At 42.4% G+C, this 16,464-nt stretch carries 20 protein-coding genes; 13 read left to right on the top strand and 7 right to left on the bottom strand.

The annotated features are described in order from the left end of the window. Positions 1-97: 97 nt before the first annotated feature. Positions 98-412 (bottom strand): hypothetical protein, encoded by a 315-nt coding sequence (locus NV379_RS14620; protein ID WP_258208054.1) that lies wholly within the window; start codon positions 410-412, stop codon positions 98-100. Positions 413-535: 123 nt separating this feature from the next. Between NV379_RS14620 and NV379_RS14615 the strand changes: the two genes are divergently transcribed. The 3 genes from NV379_RS14615 (at position 536) to NV379_RS14605 (ending at position 2,895) form a co-directional block, all read left to right on the top strand. Beyond that, positions 536-1,711, top strand: coding sequence for an MFS transporter (locus NV379_RS14615; protein WP_258208053.1), 1,176 nt, complete (start codon positions 536-538; stop codon positions 1,709-1,711). A gap of 80 nt (positions 1,712-1,791) precedes the next feature. Then, positions 1,792-2,436, top strand: coding sequence for a nitroreductase family protein (locus NV379_RS14610; RefSeq protein WP_258208052.1), 645 nt, complete (start codon positions 1,792-1,794; stop codon positions 2,434-2,436). A 120-nt stretch (positions 2,437-2,556) separates the two neighbouring features. Further along, the gene (locus NV379_RS14605; protein ID WP_258208051.1) at positions 2,557-2,895 is read left to right on the top strand and encodes a L,D-transpeptidase; all 339 of its coding nucleotides are present in this window, start codon (positions 2,557-2,559) and stop codon (positions 2,893-2,895) included. 170 nt (positions 2,896-3,065) lie between these two features. Here NV379_RS14605 and NV379_RS14600 read toward each other — a convergent pair whose 3' ends face one another. After that, positions 3,066-3,263: a cold shock domain-containing protein gene (locus NV379_RS14600; RefSeq protein WP_258208050.1), complete on the bottom strand. Its 198-nt coding sequence runs from the start codon at positions 3,261-3,263 to the stop codon at positions 3,066-3,068. 196 nt (positions 3,264-3,459) lie between these two features. Here NV379_RS14600 and NV379_RS14595 point away from each other — a divergent pair, with 196 nt between their 5' ends. The 3 genes from NV379_RS14595 to NV379_RS14585 all read left to right on the top strand — a co-directional run bounded on the left by NV379_RS14595 (position 3,460) and on the right by NV379_RS14585 (position 5,024). Then, on the top strand, positions 3,460-3,693 hold the full coding sequence (locus NV379_RS14595; RefSeq protein ID WP_258208049.1) for a hypothetical protein: 234 nt from the start codon (positions 3,460-3,462) through the stop codon (positions 3,691-3,693). Positions 3,694-3,976: 283 nt separating this feature from the next. After that, complete coding sequence (locus NV379_RS14590; RefSeq protein ID WP_258208048.1) at positions 3,977-4,807, top strand: TerC family protein; 831 nt, start codon at positions 3,977-3,979, stop codon at positions 4,805-4,807. 34 nt (positions 4,808-4,841) lie between these two features. Then, positions 4,842-5,024, top strand: a complete 183-nt coding sequence (locus NV379_RS14585) for a hypothetical protein (protein ID WP_258208047.1) — start codon at positions 4,842-4,844, stop codon at positions 5,022-5,024. 26 nt (positions 5,025-5,050) lie between these two features. On the opposite strand, the gene NV379_RS14580 is transcribed toward NV379_RS14585, so the two are convergent. After that, on the bottom strand, positions 5,051-5,182 hold the full coding sequence (locus NV379_RS14580) for a hypothetical protein (protein WP_258208046.1): 132 nt from the start codon (positions 5,180-5,182) through the stop codon (positions 5,051-5,053). A 13-nt stretch (positions 5,183-5,195) separates the two neighbouring features. On the opposite strand from NV379_RS14580, the gene pepF reads away from it, so the two are divergent. The 5 genes from pepF to NV379_RS14555 all read left to right on the top strand — a co-directional run bounded on the left by pepF (position 5,196) and on the right by NV379_RS14555 (position 10,176). Then, positions 5,196-6,986, top strand: coding sequence for an oligoendopeptidase F (gene pepF, locus NV379_RS14575; RefSeq protein WP_258208045.1), 1,791 nt, complete (start codon positions 5,196-5,198; stop codon positions 6,984-6,986). 160 nt (positions 6,987-7,146) lie between these two features. Next, positions 7,147-7,497, top strand: a complete 351-nt coding sequence (locus NV379_RS14570) for a hypothetical protein (RefSeq protein ID WP_258208044.1) — start codon at positions 7,147-7,149, stop codon at positions 7,495-7,497. Positions 7,498-7,609: 112 nt separating this feature from the next. Beyond that, complete coding sequence (locus NV379_RS14565) at positions 7,610-8,104, top strand: cation:proton antiporter regulatory subunit (protein ID WP_258208043.1); 495 nt, start codon at positions 7,610-7,612, stop codon at positions 8,102-8,104. A 3-nt stretch (positions 8,105-8,107) separates the two neighbouring features. Then, positions 8,108-9,349, top strand: coding sequence for a cation:proton antiporter (locus tag NV379_RS14560; RefSeq protein WP_258208042.1), 1,242 nt, complete (start codon positions 8,108-8,110; stop codon positions 9,347-9,349). A gap of 17 nt (positions 9,350-9,366) precedes the next feature. Next, positions 9,367-10,176: a YitT family protein gene (locus NV379_RS14555; RefSeq protein ID WP_258208041.1), complete on the top strand. Its 810-nt coding sequence runs from the start codon at positions 9,367-9,369 to the stop codon at positions 10,174-10,176. A 52-nt stretch (positions 10,177-10,228) separates the two neighbouring features. Here the strand turns inward: NV379_RS14555 and NV379_RS14550 are convergent, their stop codons facing one another. The 3 genes from NV379_RS14550 to NV379_RS14540 are packed head-to-tail and all read right to left on the bottom strand — an operon-like array spanning position 10,229 to position 12,930. Beyond that, positions 10,229-11,059 carry a DUF92 domain-containing protein gene (locus NV379_RS14550; protein WP_258208040.1) on the bottom strand — a complete coding sequence of 277 codons (831 nt, stop codon included), beginning with the start codon at positions 11,057-11,059 and terminating at the stop codon, positions 10,229-10,231. Between the two features lie 33 nt (positions 11,060-11,092). Beyond that, positions 11,093-12,277, bottom strand: coding sequence for a CapA family protein (locus tag NV379_RS14545; RefSeq protein ID WP_258208039.1), 1,185 nt, complete (start codon positions 12,275-12,277; stop codon positions 11,093-11,095). Between the two features lie 23 nt (positions 12,278-12,300). Continuing rightward, complete coding sequence (locus NV379_RS14540; RefSeq protein WP_258208038.1) at positions 12,301-12,930, bottom strand: fumarylacetoacetate hydrolase family protein; 630 nt, start codon at positions 12,928-12,930, stop codon at positions 12,301-12,303. Positions 12,931-13,144: 214 nt separating this feature from the next. Here NV379_RS14540 and NV379_RS14535 point away from each other — a divergent pair, with 214 nt between their 5' ends. Further along, positions 13,145-14,356, top strand: coding sequence for an MFS transporter (locus tag NV379_RS14535; RefSeq protein WP_258208037.1), 1,212 nt, complete (start codon positions 13,145-13,147; stop codon positions 14,354-14,356). Here the strand turns inward: NV379_RS14535 and NV379_RS14530 are convergent. Beyond that, positions 14,337-14,990 (bottom strand): O-methyltransferase, encoded by a 654-nt coding sequence (locus NV379_RS14530; protein WP_258208036.1) that lies wholly within the window; start codon positions 14,988-14,990, stop codon positions 14,337-14,339. The two genes, NV379_RS14535 and NV379_RS14530, sit on opposite strands and share 20 nt — an antisense overlap. Positions 14,991-15,152: 162 nt before the next feature. Here NV379_RS14530 and NV379_RS14525 point away from each other — a divergent pair, with 162 nt between their 5' ends. Next, entirely contained in the window at positions 15,153-16,295 is a 1,143-nt protein-coding gene (locus NV379_RS14525; protein WP_258208035.1) for a THUMP domain-containing class I SAM-dependent RNA methyltransferase, read from the top strand. Positions 16,296-16,464: the final 169 nt, after the last annotated feature.

The following is a 16,464-nucleotide window of genomic DNA, read 5'->3' as shown; positions in this document are numbered from 1 at the left end:
TAGATATTCGCTCAAGCATGTCCCCCACTTTACGATCAACTAGTTTATATAAGGCTCATCTATTTACACCTATTATTTGCAATCATATCCAAATTTATCAACCATGCATACGAACTTCAATTTCTTGGTTCACACGAAACCACAGATGAAGATCATTAATCCTGCTTGCGCGATCTGCAATTGATGAATTCAATTCACAAGAAACTTCAAAGTTATCTTCCTGATCCAATTGACGCTGTTTGGCAATAATTACACGTTCAATCTGCTTAATGCGTTCAGGTATTGTACCACGAATCTGTTCCCAACGCAGTAAAATAGCGCACCTCTCCTCAGTGGAATATTCTTCCCATTCTCGCTCAAGTTGTGGCGTCTCAATACCGAGTCGATCATCATAAATGAAACTGTAGCTCATATGGTCTGGCTCCTTCTCCCTGTAGAGTCTAGAATATCTTCTAGTTCTATTATATGATGGAACTCATGATCATGGCTACTTTACAAAAGGCTGTCAACTTCTTACGAAACTTGGTGATACAACTTGGTACGATCAAATAAGCTCATGTATTTGATTCTCTTTACTTTTGTCGTCTTCTTCTCTCAGGCACTTATTAACACCTTTTTCCCGCTGTACTTCGATTCCAAGGGTTGGTCAAAAACACAAATCGGTGTACTGACATCACTTGGACCGATGATTGGTATGTTCTCTACAATCGGTTGGGGAATTGCCAGTGATAGGATGCGGACGATTAAGAAAATAATGATGATCCTGTTAATCGGGCAATTTGCCCTTACCATTTTCTTACTTCAAACCGACCAATTCGCATTCATTATTCCGTTAATGGCGATATTTTTCTTTTTCCAACAACCTATGATTCCTTTGAACGACACGAACTTGATGCTGTCTGCCGGAACTTACGGTAAGAATTACGCTTCTCTGCGCATATGGGGTTCATTAGGATTCTCCTTTGCATCCGTTGTATTTGGTCAACTCACAAATAGCTTTGGTGCCAACATTACGATTTATTTGAGCCTTATTGTGACGGTCATTATTTTCATTTTCTTGATTCCAGTTCAAGATACGCGAGGATCTTCGAAGAAAATGCAGTTCAAAGGCATGTTCCGTATTCTCTTTAATTCCAAAATGGTTGTGTTCCTTGTGCTTGTCTTCGTCATGTCACTTGCTCATCGGACGAACGATGCTTTCCTTGCCGTCTTTTTGCGTGAACATGGCGCACCCAATTCGCTGATTGGTTACGCATGGATGTTATCGGCTACAAGTGAAATCGCTGCATTTTTCTATCTAAGCAAATATGGTCATAAATATAAAGAACTTGCACTACTCACTATCGCTGCACTTATGTACGGTGTTCGATTAACTCTTGTCGGATTTACGACGAATCCGTATGGACTCGTTGCGACACAGCTCATGCACTCGGTAACATTCGGCATATTCCTCGTCACCGCTCTACGGTACATGCAATCGATTATTCCTGATGAATATCGGGCAACAGGACAAGCGGTATTCTCTGCTGTTTGGACGTCAGCAGCAGGACTTGTCAGCGGTCTAGTAGGCGGATGGATATATGATTCATGGGGTGGTTCCACCTTGTTCCGAATTGCTGCAGTGTGTGGGTTCGTTGCTGCAATCGGCTTTGCCACTGCGAATGTCCTTAGCAATCGAAATAATGGACAGTATTCAAATGATGCGAATTAGCGTATAATAAATAAAGACTTTTAGTACCAAGTCCTAATTAGACCTATTATTTCGAATTTAATGAAAGCAGGAAATCAGACATGGATTACACTTCATTCAAACAAATCGTCCTTGATCGCCGCTCTGTTCGTAAATATACGGACGAGCCTGTAACAGTTGAGGACATTCGAGAAATCATTGACTGTGCCCGCTATGCGCCTAGTGATACGAATTCTCAAACTTGGAAGTTTATCGCGGTGATGGATCAGGAGAAAATCAAGCAGATCGAAGCACTGACTTGGGAGCAATTGCATGCAAAAGCAGCTGAAGCCGAAGGTAACGGTCTTGCACGTGAAGCGAAGTTGTTAGTGAAGTCATTCGGACCCTATGCTACAGCATTCTCTGATGCACCGGTACTTATCATTTGTTTAGCAACACCTTACCAATCCAAATTCCGTGATCGTATCTTCGATCCGATTAACCTAGTTGAGCCTCATGTATGGGAAGAAGAAGGAATTAAGAGCTCTTGCCTAGCTGCTCAGAACTTAATGCTTGCTGCACATGCCAAAGGACTTGCGACTTGTCCAATGACAGGACCTGTTCTCCTTGCACAAGATCAGATTCGTGAGATGCTGCAAATTCCGGGTGAATATCAAATCAATATGGTGATCTCACTTGGAAATCCATCCGAGCGTCCAGGCCGACTTGCGCGCAAAGAAATCGATGAGATTCTTGAGATCGTATAAACAAATATATGAGTTAATCTAATAACCCCACCTCTTGCCTACACGCAAGGTGGGGTTTTGTGTACATTGGATGCTATGAAGCATACAGTATTCTTATCAAGTAAGAAGGGAGCGTTCATGATGACTAATCCCTATATTATCGTAGACTTATCGGATCTTATGCTTTATTTGCTGCAAGATGATAAAGTTGTCCGCGGGTTTCCTATTGCAACAGGCGCCATGCTATCTCAAACCCCTACTGGAGAATATACGATCGTTAACAAAGCCATTAATCCTGGTGGACCCTTCGGCGTGCTCTGGATGGGATTATCCAAACCTCATTATGGTATACATGGTACGAATGATCCTTCTTCAATCGGACACAAAGTATCGCATGGTTGTATTCGAATGTTCAATGAAGATGTACTTCAGCTTTCTTCACTTGTTAACATCGGCACCTCCGTTATCATTAGGAGATAATTTACGATCATACGCAAGCTTACAGCACTAACGATATCCCCTAGATATAAATGCGGGAGCTTCGTTGGTGTTTTATTATTACCTGCAAAAAAAGACAGCCTCCAGCGTGCCGGAATACTGTCTATAATTTGAGAATGATTGCTGTTTACAGCGAGCCAATCCCTTGCTTATTATAATTTAACTACGTTTGCAGCTTGTGGACCACGGTTGCCTTGTGTAATTTCAAATTCAACTTCTTGGCCTTCATCTAATGATTTGAAACCTTCAGCTTGAATCGCAGAAAAGTGGACGAATACGTCATCCCCGCCATCAACTTGAATGAAACCGTAACCCTTCTCTGCGTTGAACCATTTCACTTTCCCTTTCAAATGAACAACCTCCTAAACTTACGTCTCAAGGACGGATACGAAAATTATATCATCAAAAAATTCTGAAATCAACGAAAACCAAGCCCATAATTTTACAAATAAAGAAGAAATAATAATGTATCTGTCCCCTTTCTTGCAATACATGTGGGGCTACGGTATGATGGGGCAAAACGATAGTGAAACGGAGTTTAAGTACATGATTAAAAAACATCAAATTTATAAAACAGATAACTGGAACATGCTTACAGTCGAAGTGAACGGCACACGTTTTGTCGTACGTGAAATTTCCGATCAATGGGGTGAGGATTGCCAAACCTTCCTTAGCCGCCAAGCATTAAGACATTGGGCTGGTGAGCACTTTGCCGCTGAACACTTCTCAGGAACAGAAGAAGAACGCCAACAAATTTTAACCAATATTCATGAAGTTTAAGTATTGACAAGATACTTGTACTCTCGATATAATGAGCAGAACAAGTGAATAGCACACTCCAAAGGGGAGTAGCTAGATACGATATAATCGTCAATTCGAGCATTTATGCTCCGGTTATATTGGCAACGTAAAGTTGTTAGCAAGACCTTTGCCAATCATTTTATGGTAAAGGTCTTTTTTGGGTTCAATGAAGCCTTTACCGTTACGGTGGAGGCTTCATTTTTTTGTGCGGATGATTCACCTGAAAGCAGTAAACATTAATTTTAAAGGAGTGGTTGATCAAATGGAATGGTTTTCAGTTGAAATGCTTACCGCATTATTAGTTATTATCGGAATCGACCTCGTACTTGCCGGTGACAATGCAATCGTAATCGGAATGGCAGCGCGTAATGTACCTAAAGAATCACAGAAGAAAGTTGTATTCCTAGGTACAGCAGGTGCAATTATTATTCGAATTATTGGTACGTTAATTGTAAGTTGGTTGCTTGCAATTCCGGGTCTATTGTTTATCGGAGGACTCATGCTTCTCTGGATCTCATACAAATTGTTGACAGATAAAGGCGGCCATGAAATTGAAGCGAAATCTTCGGTTGCTGCCGCGATCAAGACGATCGTTATCGCTGACGCGGTGATGGGATTAGACAACATTATCGCAGTTGCAGGTGCAGCACACGGTAATTTCTGGCTAGTCGTTATTGGACTTCTAATTTCCGTACCTATTATCGTATGGGGAAGCACATTGTTCATTACATTAATTGAGCGATTCCCAGTTATTATCTACATCGGTGCGGCGATCCTTACATTCACAGCCGCTAAGATGATTGTCGGTGAAAGCTTTATCAAGCCATACTTCGATAACAATCCAGTTGCCAAGTATTCGTTCGTTGCACTACTTATCGTAGCCGTTCTTGCTATAGGGAAAATCAAGCAATTAAACGGAAATACTGTTAAAATGAATGGAAATGGCGATTTATCCTTACCTGCTGATCTTGTTCATGAAGCAAACATTAACTTGGAAGATACGTATGTTGCCAAAATTGGTGACGACGGTAAACTGCAACTGACCAAAAGTGACAAGCTTTCTGATGATGCTCGATCCCACAGTGCAGGATAATTGGATTCGCCCCCTATAGAGGAGACTGTAATCCATGAATCAAACAGAAAACATCTTAATCTTTATTATCCTATCGTTCGTACTAGCCATTATCCTTATTACGAAAAAGGATACAATCCCTCCGCGCATCAAAAGAACGCTTGCGATCTTCGCAATCGCCTTTATGCTCTTATCATTCGGATTAATTGTGTATAGTGCATTCTCATTGGGAAGCTAATTCGTTATAATGTAACTACGAGGCGGTCATACTAGGTGGAAGAATTCTTCCACCGGAGGTGTGGCTGTCGTGCGTTTATTACCGTTCATGTTGTCCATTAGCTTACTTGCGAGTGCGACAACATCGACGATTAGCTCTTCAAAATCTACTGATACCAATTGGAGGTCACACATGTCTACTATCCCTACACGTAAAGATGTTCCTATCGAACATCAATGGAAGTTAGAAGATATTTTTCCAGAACAGAAAGCTTGGGATCAAGAATATGCAGAAGTTAAATCCAAGCTTGCTAAAACGGCAGCATTACAAGGTACTTTAAACAATGCAGAAGCGATCAAAAAAGCATTTGAACTGGATGATGAGCTATCCCTACATACGGAGCGTCTTGTTGTGTACGCGAACATGAAGCACCACGAAGATACAACAGACCCAACTTTCCAAGCTTTGATGGACAAATCATCCAAGCTTAGCGTTGAGGTTGGTGAAGCACTTTCGTTCGTTTCTCCTGAAATATTGTCTCTTTCCGATGAGAAGCTTCAAGAACTTGTTAAAGATCCCGCCCTTCAAACGTACAAGAAGAGCCTTGGAGATCTTATTCGCCAAAAGCCTCACGTTCTTTCCAAAGAAGAAGAAACGTTGCTTGCAATGGCTCGCAATATGTCTGGCGCACCTAGCACAATCTACAGCATGATCAATAATGCTGATCTTAAATTTCCGAAAATTAAGAATGATAAGGGAGAGGAAGCTGAATTAACACAAAGCTCCTACATTCAATTCTTGGAAAGCCGCAATCCAGAAGTTCGTGCAGCTGCATTCCACGCGGTATACAGCACCTATGCGAAGCAGAAGAATACGATTGGCGCAACACTGAGTGCGAATATCTCGAAGAATATCTTCTACTCCAAAGCGCGCAAGTACCCTTCTGCACTTGAAGCTACACTATTTGGCGATAATATTAAGCCTGAAGTATACACGAACTTGGTAGATACAATTCACGAATCCTTACCAATCATGCATAGATACTTAGCACTTCGTAAAAAGCTGCTTAAAGTTGATGAGCTGCATATGTATGACTTATTCACACCACTTGTGGAGCAATTTGATATGCACATCACTTATGATGAAGCCAAACAAACCGTTAAAGACAGCTTGAAGCCACTTGGTGAAAAGTATCAAGAGATCCTGCAAGACGGTTACGATAACCGCTGGATTGATATTTATGAGAACCAGAACAAGCGTAATGGTGCATACAGCTGGGGTTCCTATGGTACGCATCCTTATGTGCTGCTCAACCACAAAGAAAACTTAAACTCTATGTTTACACTCGCTCATGAAATGGGTCACGCGATTCATTCCTACTTGTCCGACGCAAACAACCCATATCACGAAGCTCAATACACGATCTTCCTAGCGGAAGTGGCTTCCACGCTTAACGAGGCGCTACTGATGGATTACTTGCTGAAGAAGACAACAGATCCGAAGGAGAAATTGTACCTGCTTACTTACTACGCAGATCAATTCCGTACAACGGTGTTCCGTCAGACGATGTTCGCTGAGTTCGAGAAGATTACGCATGAGAAAGCTGAGAAAGGCGAATCGTTAACACCTCAAGAATTTAGCAAAATCTATTATGACCTAAATGTGCTGTACCACGGTAAGGATATGGTTGTGGATCAAGATATTGAGATGGAATGGGCTCGTATTCCTCACTTCTACAACTCATTCTACGTCTACAAATATGCAACTGGTTTCTCTGCAGCGACAAGCTTCGCGAAACAAATCTTGGATGAAGGTAAGCCTGCTGTAGATCGCTATCTTGGCTTCCTGAAGAGCGGAGGCAGTGACTACTCCATCGAAATCTTGAAACGTGCAGGTGTGGATATGTCAACACCTGAGCCGATCAAACAGGCGATGAGCGTGTTTAAATCATTGGTTGATCAGATGGAAGAATTAACGAAATAAGCTGCTAATTTGGCTATAAAAAAGTTCAAGGAGTTAAGCCGCTACAATGCGCTTAACTCCTTTTTTCGAATTAAATGTGAAAAAAATTGCTTTCTGTCTTGGAGAAGTATACTCCACTATGGTATGCTTATATAGAGTCTATACAAGGAGGTGAAGAAATTTGAACCTTAGGTCAATTAGAATTGTTGGTAAAATGTTGCTTATTATCGTGTTCACACTATCGATGATCTTCGCCTTCCACAAGCCAGGCATCGAGAATTTGCATGCTGAATCAACTCACAAAATCAGCATCAAAGAAGGCAAGAAATCCATCGCAAGATTAACCCACTCTACTGTTAATTTGAAACGTCTTATAGAAAAGATGGTCACATTAAGCCTATTTGTTTATTTGTACGCCTCGATTTGTTATGTCTTGTTAACCTCCGTTCACTTGTTTTCCCCTTCTATAGCCCGAGTTAAAAAACAACAATTACTACGTCCCATTAAATTTACATCCCAATATGTAAGCTAATTTTAAAAATAACCTTTACAGGTTTATTTCCCATGTGCAAAATTTATCAATTTGATAAGTTCTCTTTGTCGTGGGCAAAAAACGAATAAGTTAATTGGAGGCAATATTTATTATGAATATTCGAGAATCTATTTTACCTGGAATCGGAAAGAAATTTGAACTTCTTACACGCAGCAACGAAAATCTAACCCTTATTGTTCATGATGATGGTAGACGAGAATTATTCCAATATGATGCAGAGGATAGCGATCAATGTCACTCTTTAATCACACTGGATGATGATGAAGCTAGACAAGTTTCCGCCATGATTGGCGGTGTGACGTATAAACCTAAGATGGTTGAAACAATAGAAGTGGCCCTTGACGACCTTATTATCGAGTGGTACAAAATTGAACCGCATTTCAAGTGTATCGGCAAGTCTATTGGTCAGCTTGATGTTCGTCAGACGACTGGGGGAACGATTATAGCTGTCATTGAGAAGAACAGCGATAAACAGATTAGTCCTGGTCCGGATAGTATCCTCCATGCTGAGTCCACTGTTATTGTTCTTGGCGAGAGACAGCACCATAAGATGATTAAACAGATTTTATTGAATGGAAGTGGTTAATAGATGAATGAATTGATCTTTGAAGTTGGTCTTGCCATCGCATTAATTGCAATTGCAGGTCTCATATCACAAAAATTACGTTTTTCCGTTATCCCTTTTTATATCATTGTCGGTATGGCTGTTGGACCCCATGCACTGGACTTTGGGTTCTTTGATTTGAAGTTTATCCACAGCACTCCCTTTATTGAGTTCATGGGTCGAATCGGAATCATATTCCTTCTGTTCTACCTTGGACTTGAGTTCTCAGTAGGAAGACTGATGAAATCAGGTCGTTCCATCGTTATTGGTGGTACCATTTATATCATGATCAACTTTACAATGGGCTTCCTGTTCGGTTGGTTGTCTGGCTTTCCGCTCGCTGAAACATTAATTATTGCAGGTGTAACCACAAGTTCATCGACTGCAATTGTAGCGAAGGTTCTGGTTGACCTTAAACGAACAGCGAATCGTGAAACTGAGATGATCCTTGGAATCATTATGTTTGAGGATGTATTCCTTGCTGTTTACATCTCAATTCTATCCGGTCTTGTACTAAGTGGATCAACGAGCTTTGGTGGAATTGCATTATCGGCATTAACCGCATTTGCATTCATGATTATCATGTTAATAATAGGACGAAAAGCAGCTCCCCTACTCAATAAATTGTTCAATATTCGCTCCACCGAGTTGTTTATTCTGGTTGTGTTCGGATTTCTATTCCTTGTTGCAGGATTCTCAGAAACCATTCATGTCGCTGAAGCGATCGGTGCTCTACTTGCCGGACTTGTACTTGCTGAGACTTCTCATATGAAAAGAATCGAACAGCTCATTCTGCCATTCCGAGATTTCTTCGGCGCAATATTCTTCTTCAGCTTCGGTCTTACGATTAATCCACTAGAGCTTGGAGGAGCAGTCTGGTTATCACTGATCGCAGTAGTTATCACGCTAATTGGCAATTTTACCGCTGGCATGTTAGCCGGTAAAGTGGTCGGATTAACACCTAAAGCTTCTTCCAACATCGGGCTTACGATTATGGCTAGAGGAGAGTTCTCCATTATTATTGCGAACATTGCCAAAGCTGGAGCACTCATGGCTATTATTCAGCCATTCTCAGCTCTATATGTACTGATATTAGCCATATTAGGTCCTTTGTTAACAAAGGAATCCAAGTATGTTTATATGATGCTAGATAAAGTTTTTAAATTTGAACAACGAAAGCGAGTTAAGGAACAGAAGCTGATCGTACAAGAAAACAGCGAAGTCTAGAGGAAGGGGGATTGTACTTGACACCTTTCAAAAATCTATCTATCGTGAGACTCCTACTTATCATCTTAGGTGCTGTACTCGCTGCTATTGGTCTTGAATTATTCCTCATCCCGCATGCCATTATTGTTGGCGGTGCAACAGGACTCTCAGCCTTACTAGCCTACTGGACTGATATGAGAATTGGCTTTGTTCTGTTTATGATCAATTTGCCGTTTATCCTATTATCCTACCGAAAAATAAGCAGACCGTTCGTAAGCATTACGATAATTAGTTTATTTGTTTTTGCGCTAAGTGCAATTGTTCTTCACCCCTATCCGTCTTTGATCGAAGACGCTGCCATCGCCGCTATTTGCGGCGGAATTTCCCTTGGCGCTGGAATTGGTCTTGTCGTTCGATTCGGTGGATCTTTGGATGCCACGGAGAATACGATACGTTCAACATCTCCCGCCATGCTTGCTTCTGGACCAAGAATTAAGTTTATGAACACGATCATTCTGCTAAGTGCTGGCTTCCTATTTGGCTGGACACAAGCATTATATTCAACAGTTGCTTATTTACTTGCTGTTGAGATGGTTAGTTTCGTACTCAATAAGCTCAGTCTCCAACGAACGATATGGATTCAAAGCAGATATACTGAAGATATTTGTAAAGCACTACAATCGCGACTTAATATGAAGCTAAGTTATATGCCCGACATGCCTTCTAATCCGTATAGTAATGAGAAGCTTTTATCCGCCACGATTCATGTATTCGAGGTCTCAAGAATGAAAGCCATCGTCATGGGACTAGATCCAGATGCATCGTTTCATACGAAATTGATCAAATAACAAATACGGCCAAAGTTCAATCTCTACTGAACTTTGGCCGTATTTTATCTAATTAAAGAAAGTGTAGGAACATGACTATTGCGGTGGCGAAGAGGCCACCGATGATGGAAGCAAGCAGGTTGACCCAATCGTTGTTCATCCACTTTATACCGCGGATGGGATATGTGGAGGCACCACAATGGGTGCGCTTCTCGACTTCTTTGCCACACACTTGGCAGCGATACATAACTTGGAGTAAGGCTCCAATGGTAGAATCAGCAAGCGAACCTAGCAAACCTGCGAGGGCACCTATTGCTGTTATCCCAATGAGCGACACATCCAGCTGTTGCAAATCGGATGTAGGTTGGTATGAGAATAGACCCGCTACTAATCCAACGAACAGACCACCTAACAGCGATGCAGCAAGACCAAGTAATGTAACCCCACCCGATGTGCCGGTTGGTACGACTTTCCAAGTAAGAATCGATCTCGGTTTCTTGCTGCTCATACCCCCGATCTCGGTTGCCCATGTATCTGCTGTCACAGCTGCCATGACACCCACATATGCGATCCACCATAGTGGATTTGGGCTAAGCACATTGAATAAGCACAATATCAAGCCAAGTCCACCATTTGCAGCAACCTGCCATACATCTCGGTTCCCCGACTTCTCATAGCCGCTTTCAGCTTCTTCCTTACGGCGATGCTTCACTTTAGACAATGCACTTGATGAAATGAAGAAAGCAATTAACGTTCCATACCACGCTAATGAACCTAGTGCAAACAGGCAGGTACCCAATACAATCGCAGCAATAGTACCACTTGTTGTTAACGAGCGCTTCCTATAGGCGGACCAAGCGATCAATAGGCTGCCTGCAAAACCTAGACACCAAGATAATAACATCAACAAACACCCCTATTTTACCCACACATACATCTATTTCGCGGTTACTTTGTAACCATCCATACGAACTCCGTAAGAGATCGATTCTAAGTAATTAAGCTGTTTGCGCTCATAATCGTCATCTCTCTTAATAATTTGATTCGCTTGAATGAAATACGGTTTAAATTCCATGGCAACTTTACCATCTTGCAAGTTCAGATGCAAGATACCCGTATCTGCATTATCCCCTTTTACATAGTCAGGGAATAGGAAGTTACCGATCGAATAGGCAATTGGTTTCCCTTTATAAAATTCGAATCCTTGAAGCACGTGCACATGGCTGCTTACAATCGCATCAGCACCAGCATCTAGGATTTTGTGCGCATATGTACGCTGCCAAGCTTCCGGTTTATTCGTTTTCTCTACACCCCAATGCATGTAAACGAGAAGATAATCTGCCCCTTTGCGCTCACGTTCAATAACAGGAAGGACACTTTTCTCATTATACGCTTCTGCAATACCTGGACGATTCTTCTGAGCAAACCAATAGGTTTGTGGAATAAAGCGAGAGAAAGCTAGAAACTTGATCTTCTTCCCTTTGATCTCAACGGTCTGTGCTTTGTACGCCTCTTCCGCGTTACGACCGCCACCTACATATTTAAGACCAGCATCGGTCAAATGCTTCAGTGTATCAAGAAATCCGGGTTCCTTAAAATCCAGTACATGATTATTTGCGATTGACACTATGTCAAAGCCCGCATTTTTCAAACCTTGCAAAGCGATCGGATCGGACTTGAAATTGTAGATTTGATTCGTATCTTTTTCATTATGATTCGTGATTGCCGTCTCTAAATTGACGAAAGCATAGTCGGCAGCTGAAACTTCCTTTTTAACAAATTGAAATGGAAAATCAGGTCCATTCTTCTTAATTGCTTCCTTAACCGACCAATCCATCAAGGCATCACCAGCAAATACGATATGAATCGGATCCGATTGACCTGTTGTTGTCGATGGTGTTTGAGTTGGGGTTGGACTTGGAGTAACCTTGGGACTCGCAGTAGGCGAAGGCGTGATCGTTACGACAATAGGCGAGGGCGATCCCGCATTATACGGTTCAACTGACTTCTCTCTCTCTCCGAGTTGTCCCCACACAAACACACCTGCCCCAACAAGTAAAAATACAAACGTCGCTAGTATCCAGCCCTTAGCTGTATTTTTCTTTCTACGAGTGGATCTCAAAATTCCAACACCCCTTTATTTAATTAATTCATAGTAATGGTTGAACTCGCTAGCTCATCTGATCCCCAGTTAAGCGCAAGTTTATCTCCATCTTGTACAGGACCAACACCTGCAGGTGTACCTGTGTAAATAATATCGCCTTCAGCTAGTCCATAGTATTGGCCAAGGTAATCAATGATAGTTTGCAAGTTGAATAACATTTCACTGGCGGTACCTTCTTGCTTCACAATCCCATTTTGTACCAAGGAGAACGAAATTTCAGTGATTTTCTCGACACCTGGGAACGCTTGGAATGGTGCAACTAAACCTGAATTACGGAAGCCTTTAGCCTTCAGCCACGGCTGACCCTTCTTCTTCAAATCGCTTTGCACATCACGCAGTGTAAAATCGATCCCTAAAGTAAATGCATCTACAATGCCATCCACTTGCATACCGGGTTTGTATTCTTTTCCAATATGTAATACAAGCTCTCCTTCATAATGTACCTCGCCAAGTGTACCCGGCAATTGCACAGTCTCCCCTGTCATATACGTAATGGCATGAGTTGGTTTGGAGAAAATAAGCGGCTCATCTGGAATAGGATTCCCCAATTCTGCTGCATGCATGACATAATTTCTTCCTACACAAAATACATTTCGAATGTTCTTGATCATGTTGATCCACCCTTTTTCCTATAAATTGATAATAATAGTAAAATCTATTACAGTCGTTACAAAACAATTAACAAGAAAATTATAATAAATGAGACTACTGTTTACAATTATCGATTCAAAATCGTTTAGAGCTAAAAAATTATGGTATAATCATAAAGTTCATTAATTGTACACTATCATTTATTGCAAACAGCAGGAAAAGAGGCGGTAACATATGGTACGTTGGAAAGTTAATCTAACCGTGCTATGGTTCGGACAATTTATGGTAATGAGCGGAATGACTATGATTATCCCTTTCCTGCCTTTATATTTGCAAAAAGATCTTGGCATGACGGACTTACATCAAGTCGCAACTTGGTCAGGCATAATTTTTGCAGGAAACTTCGTCACCTCTTTCATCTTCCAACCCATCTGGGGTGGGCTTGCCGATCGGTACGGCAGAAAAGTAATGCTCATTCGATCAGGTCTTGGGATGGCAATCGTCATCACTTTAATGGGCTTTGCTCATTCGGCATGGATGCTGTTACTCTTGCGGATGGCAAATGGCGTTATATCCGGATATGCACCTGCCGCGGTATCACTCATGTCTGCGAATACGCCTCGTGAACGCATCGGTGTCGCAATGGGATTCTTACAATCGGGTGCAGTTGCAGGCTCGATTCTCGGTCCATTTATCGGTGGACTACTCGCTGATTGGCTCGGCAGCTTCCGAATGATTTTCTACATAACTGGAACACTCTTATCACTCGCAACGTTACTCACATGGCTATTTGTTAAAGAATCATTCAATGCCAAAGAAGCCGCAGCTAAACCCAAAATTTCAATTCGAGAAGGTTGGTCAAAGCTCCAGCATGTTCAGCAGCTACCTGCCCTTTATACGGTGACTTTCATTATTCAATTCGCGATGCTTAGCTCGCAGCCACTAATGGCACTGTTCGTTGGTGAATTGCATGGTCAGGGAGAGAATCTCGCTTTCTATGCAGGACTAGTTACCTCAATTACTGGATTTTCGAACATGTTCTCTGCACCATTACTTGGTAAGCTATCCGATCGAATCGGTTCAGAAAAAATCTTATTTTTCTGCCTAATAGGCGCTGGCATTATGTTTATCCCGCAAGCTCTTGTACAGAATGTGTGGCAGCTGTTCACAGCAAGGTTCTTCTTAGGAATTTTTATAGGTGGTTTATTGCCAACGGTGAATGCACTCATTCGTAAACATACACCTACAGGCATGGAAAGCCGATCCTATTCCTTTAATACGAGCGCACTCGCACTTGGTAACATGATCGGCCCTGTTGTTGGGGGAGCGTTATCCGGTCTGATAAATATTCAAGGAATTTTCATCATGACTTCTGTCTTGCTTCTGATTAATGCAGGTTGGGTGTGGAAATCACTATTTCAAGGATCTAAAGCACGCGCGCAATAGCAAGTCCATCAAAAGCAGGTAATGTCGTACTTTCTAGACGTGGATCCGTAGCAATTTGTCGGTTGAAGGCGCGCATTGCCTCAACCGATTTTTTTGTAATCGAAGAGTCATTCGTTCTTCCATGCATCAAGATGTTATCTCCGACAATAATGGCACCTGGATTCGCAAGTTCAATCGCATGCTCCAAGTAGTTCGGGTAGTTCACTTTATCCGCATCAATGAAGAAGAAATCGAATGTTCTTCCCTCTTCTTTAAGCTTCGCAAGGCTGTCTAGTGCTTCACCAATGCGATATTCCACGTGCTGTCCAAACCCTAACTTCTGCAAATTGCTATGTGCAAGTTCAGCGAATTCAGGGCGAATTTCTAGCGAAACAAGTCGTCCATCTTCTGGTAATCCACGACATAAGCACGCACCGCTATATCCACCAAGTGCACCGATTTCTAGTACGTCCTTGGCTTGGATCATTTTGATGAACATCGTTAATAATCTGCCATAGGCAGGAGCTACTGAGATTGAGGGCATATTGTTTGCTACAATATTAGCTTGAATCATTAGTAAGTCTTGATCCGGTGCATAAAGCTCGCTCAAATACGCTTCCGGGGATTGGATGGATTGTTCATTTAGCTCTGACATGTATAATGTCCTCCTTCAATTGCGTGGGGATTTGTAACCTATCGTACTTTCCCCTATACTTGTTAATTGTATGGTTTTTGTGAGGTCTGCACAACTCATGCCGAAATGATGACATAATAGCATTTAAGAATCAGTTCATATAAGGAAGGAACGATTTAACAGATGGCACAGCTAGAATTAATAGCAACCACCGCAATGGGGCTTGAAGCGCTCGTTGCAAGAGAGGTACGAGATCTCGGTTACAATGATGTTACCGTAGAAAATGGACGTGTGACGTTCATCGGTGACGAAATGGCAATTTGCCGCGCTAACCTATGGCTGCGTACAGCTGACCGTATTTTGGTCAAGATGGGATCATTCCCGGCAACGACTTTTGATGAGTTGTTTGAAGGTACGAAGGCACTTGATTGGCCGTCTTGGATTCCTGAAGATGCTGAGTTCCCTGTTCAAGGTCGCTCCCATAAATCTCAACTTTCTTCTGTACCTGCTTGTCAGGGTATCGCGAAGAAGGCGATTGTTGAAAAGTTAAAGCTCAGCTATGGCAATGAGTGGTTCGATGAGACAGGACCTCGCTTCGTAATTGAGGTTGCTCTATTGAACGACATTGCAACACTTACCATTGATACAACAGGGCCAAGCTTGCATAAGCGCGGCTATAGAAAGCTCGTTACTGAGGCTCCAATTAAGGAAACGATGGCAGCGGCGATGGTTATTCTATCACGCTGGCGTGCTGATCGTCCGCTATACGATCCGTTCTGCGGAAGCGGAACGATTGCAATTGAAGCGGCGATGATTGCATGGAACATCGCACCTGGCCTGCGCCGCAGATTCTCTGCGGAAGAATGGGACGAGATTACACCTCCGTCCATGTGGGATGAAGCGCGCGACGAAGCCTACGACGCGCTGCGTGACGATGTGCCACTGAACATCGTCGCATCTGACATCGATCCGGATGCGATCGATGTGGCACTTGCTGCCGCTAAGGCAGCTGGACTCGCGAAAGAGCTCCAATTTCGCGTGGAGTCTGTCAATAAAGCACGTCCGCGTGGCGACTATGGTTGCTTGATCACCAATCCGCCGTACGGCGAGCGGCTTGGTGATACAGGAGATGCCGAGCGTGCGCAGAAGCAGCTCGGTCAGTTGATGCAGTCGATGCCGACGTGGAGCTCGTTCGTGATTAGCCCGACTCCACGATTTGAGACGCTTGTTGACCGTAAAGCGGATAAGAAGCGTAAGCTGTTCAACGGACGGATTGAGTGTCAGTTGTATCAATATTTAGGTCCATTGCCACCGCGTAAGAAATAAGTTGTATATAGATAAACCCGAGGATAAATGTCCTCGGGTTTTTGCTTGTTACTTAACGATATAAAGTATAGATTTTATTGGAGATATAACCCAGCGTATATGGTACAATATAGGTAAATATTGACTTGATACGCAGTGAAAGGAGGGAATTTTCACACGACGAATTTCC

It is taken from the genome of Paenibacillus radicibacter (assembly GCF_024721995.1).
GTDB classification, from domain to species: Bacteria; Bacillota; Bacilli; order Paenibacillales; family NBRC-103111; genus Paenibacillus_AM; species Paenibacillus_AM radicibacter.
The sequence above is the reverse complement of the archived record's forward strand: the minus strand, read 5'-3'. Positions and strand labels throughout refer to the sequence as shown.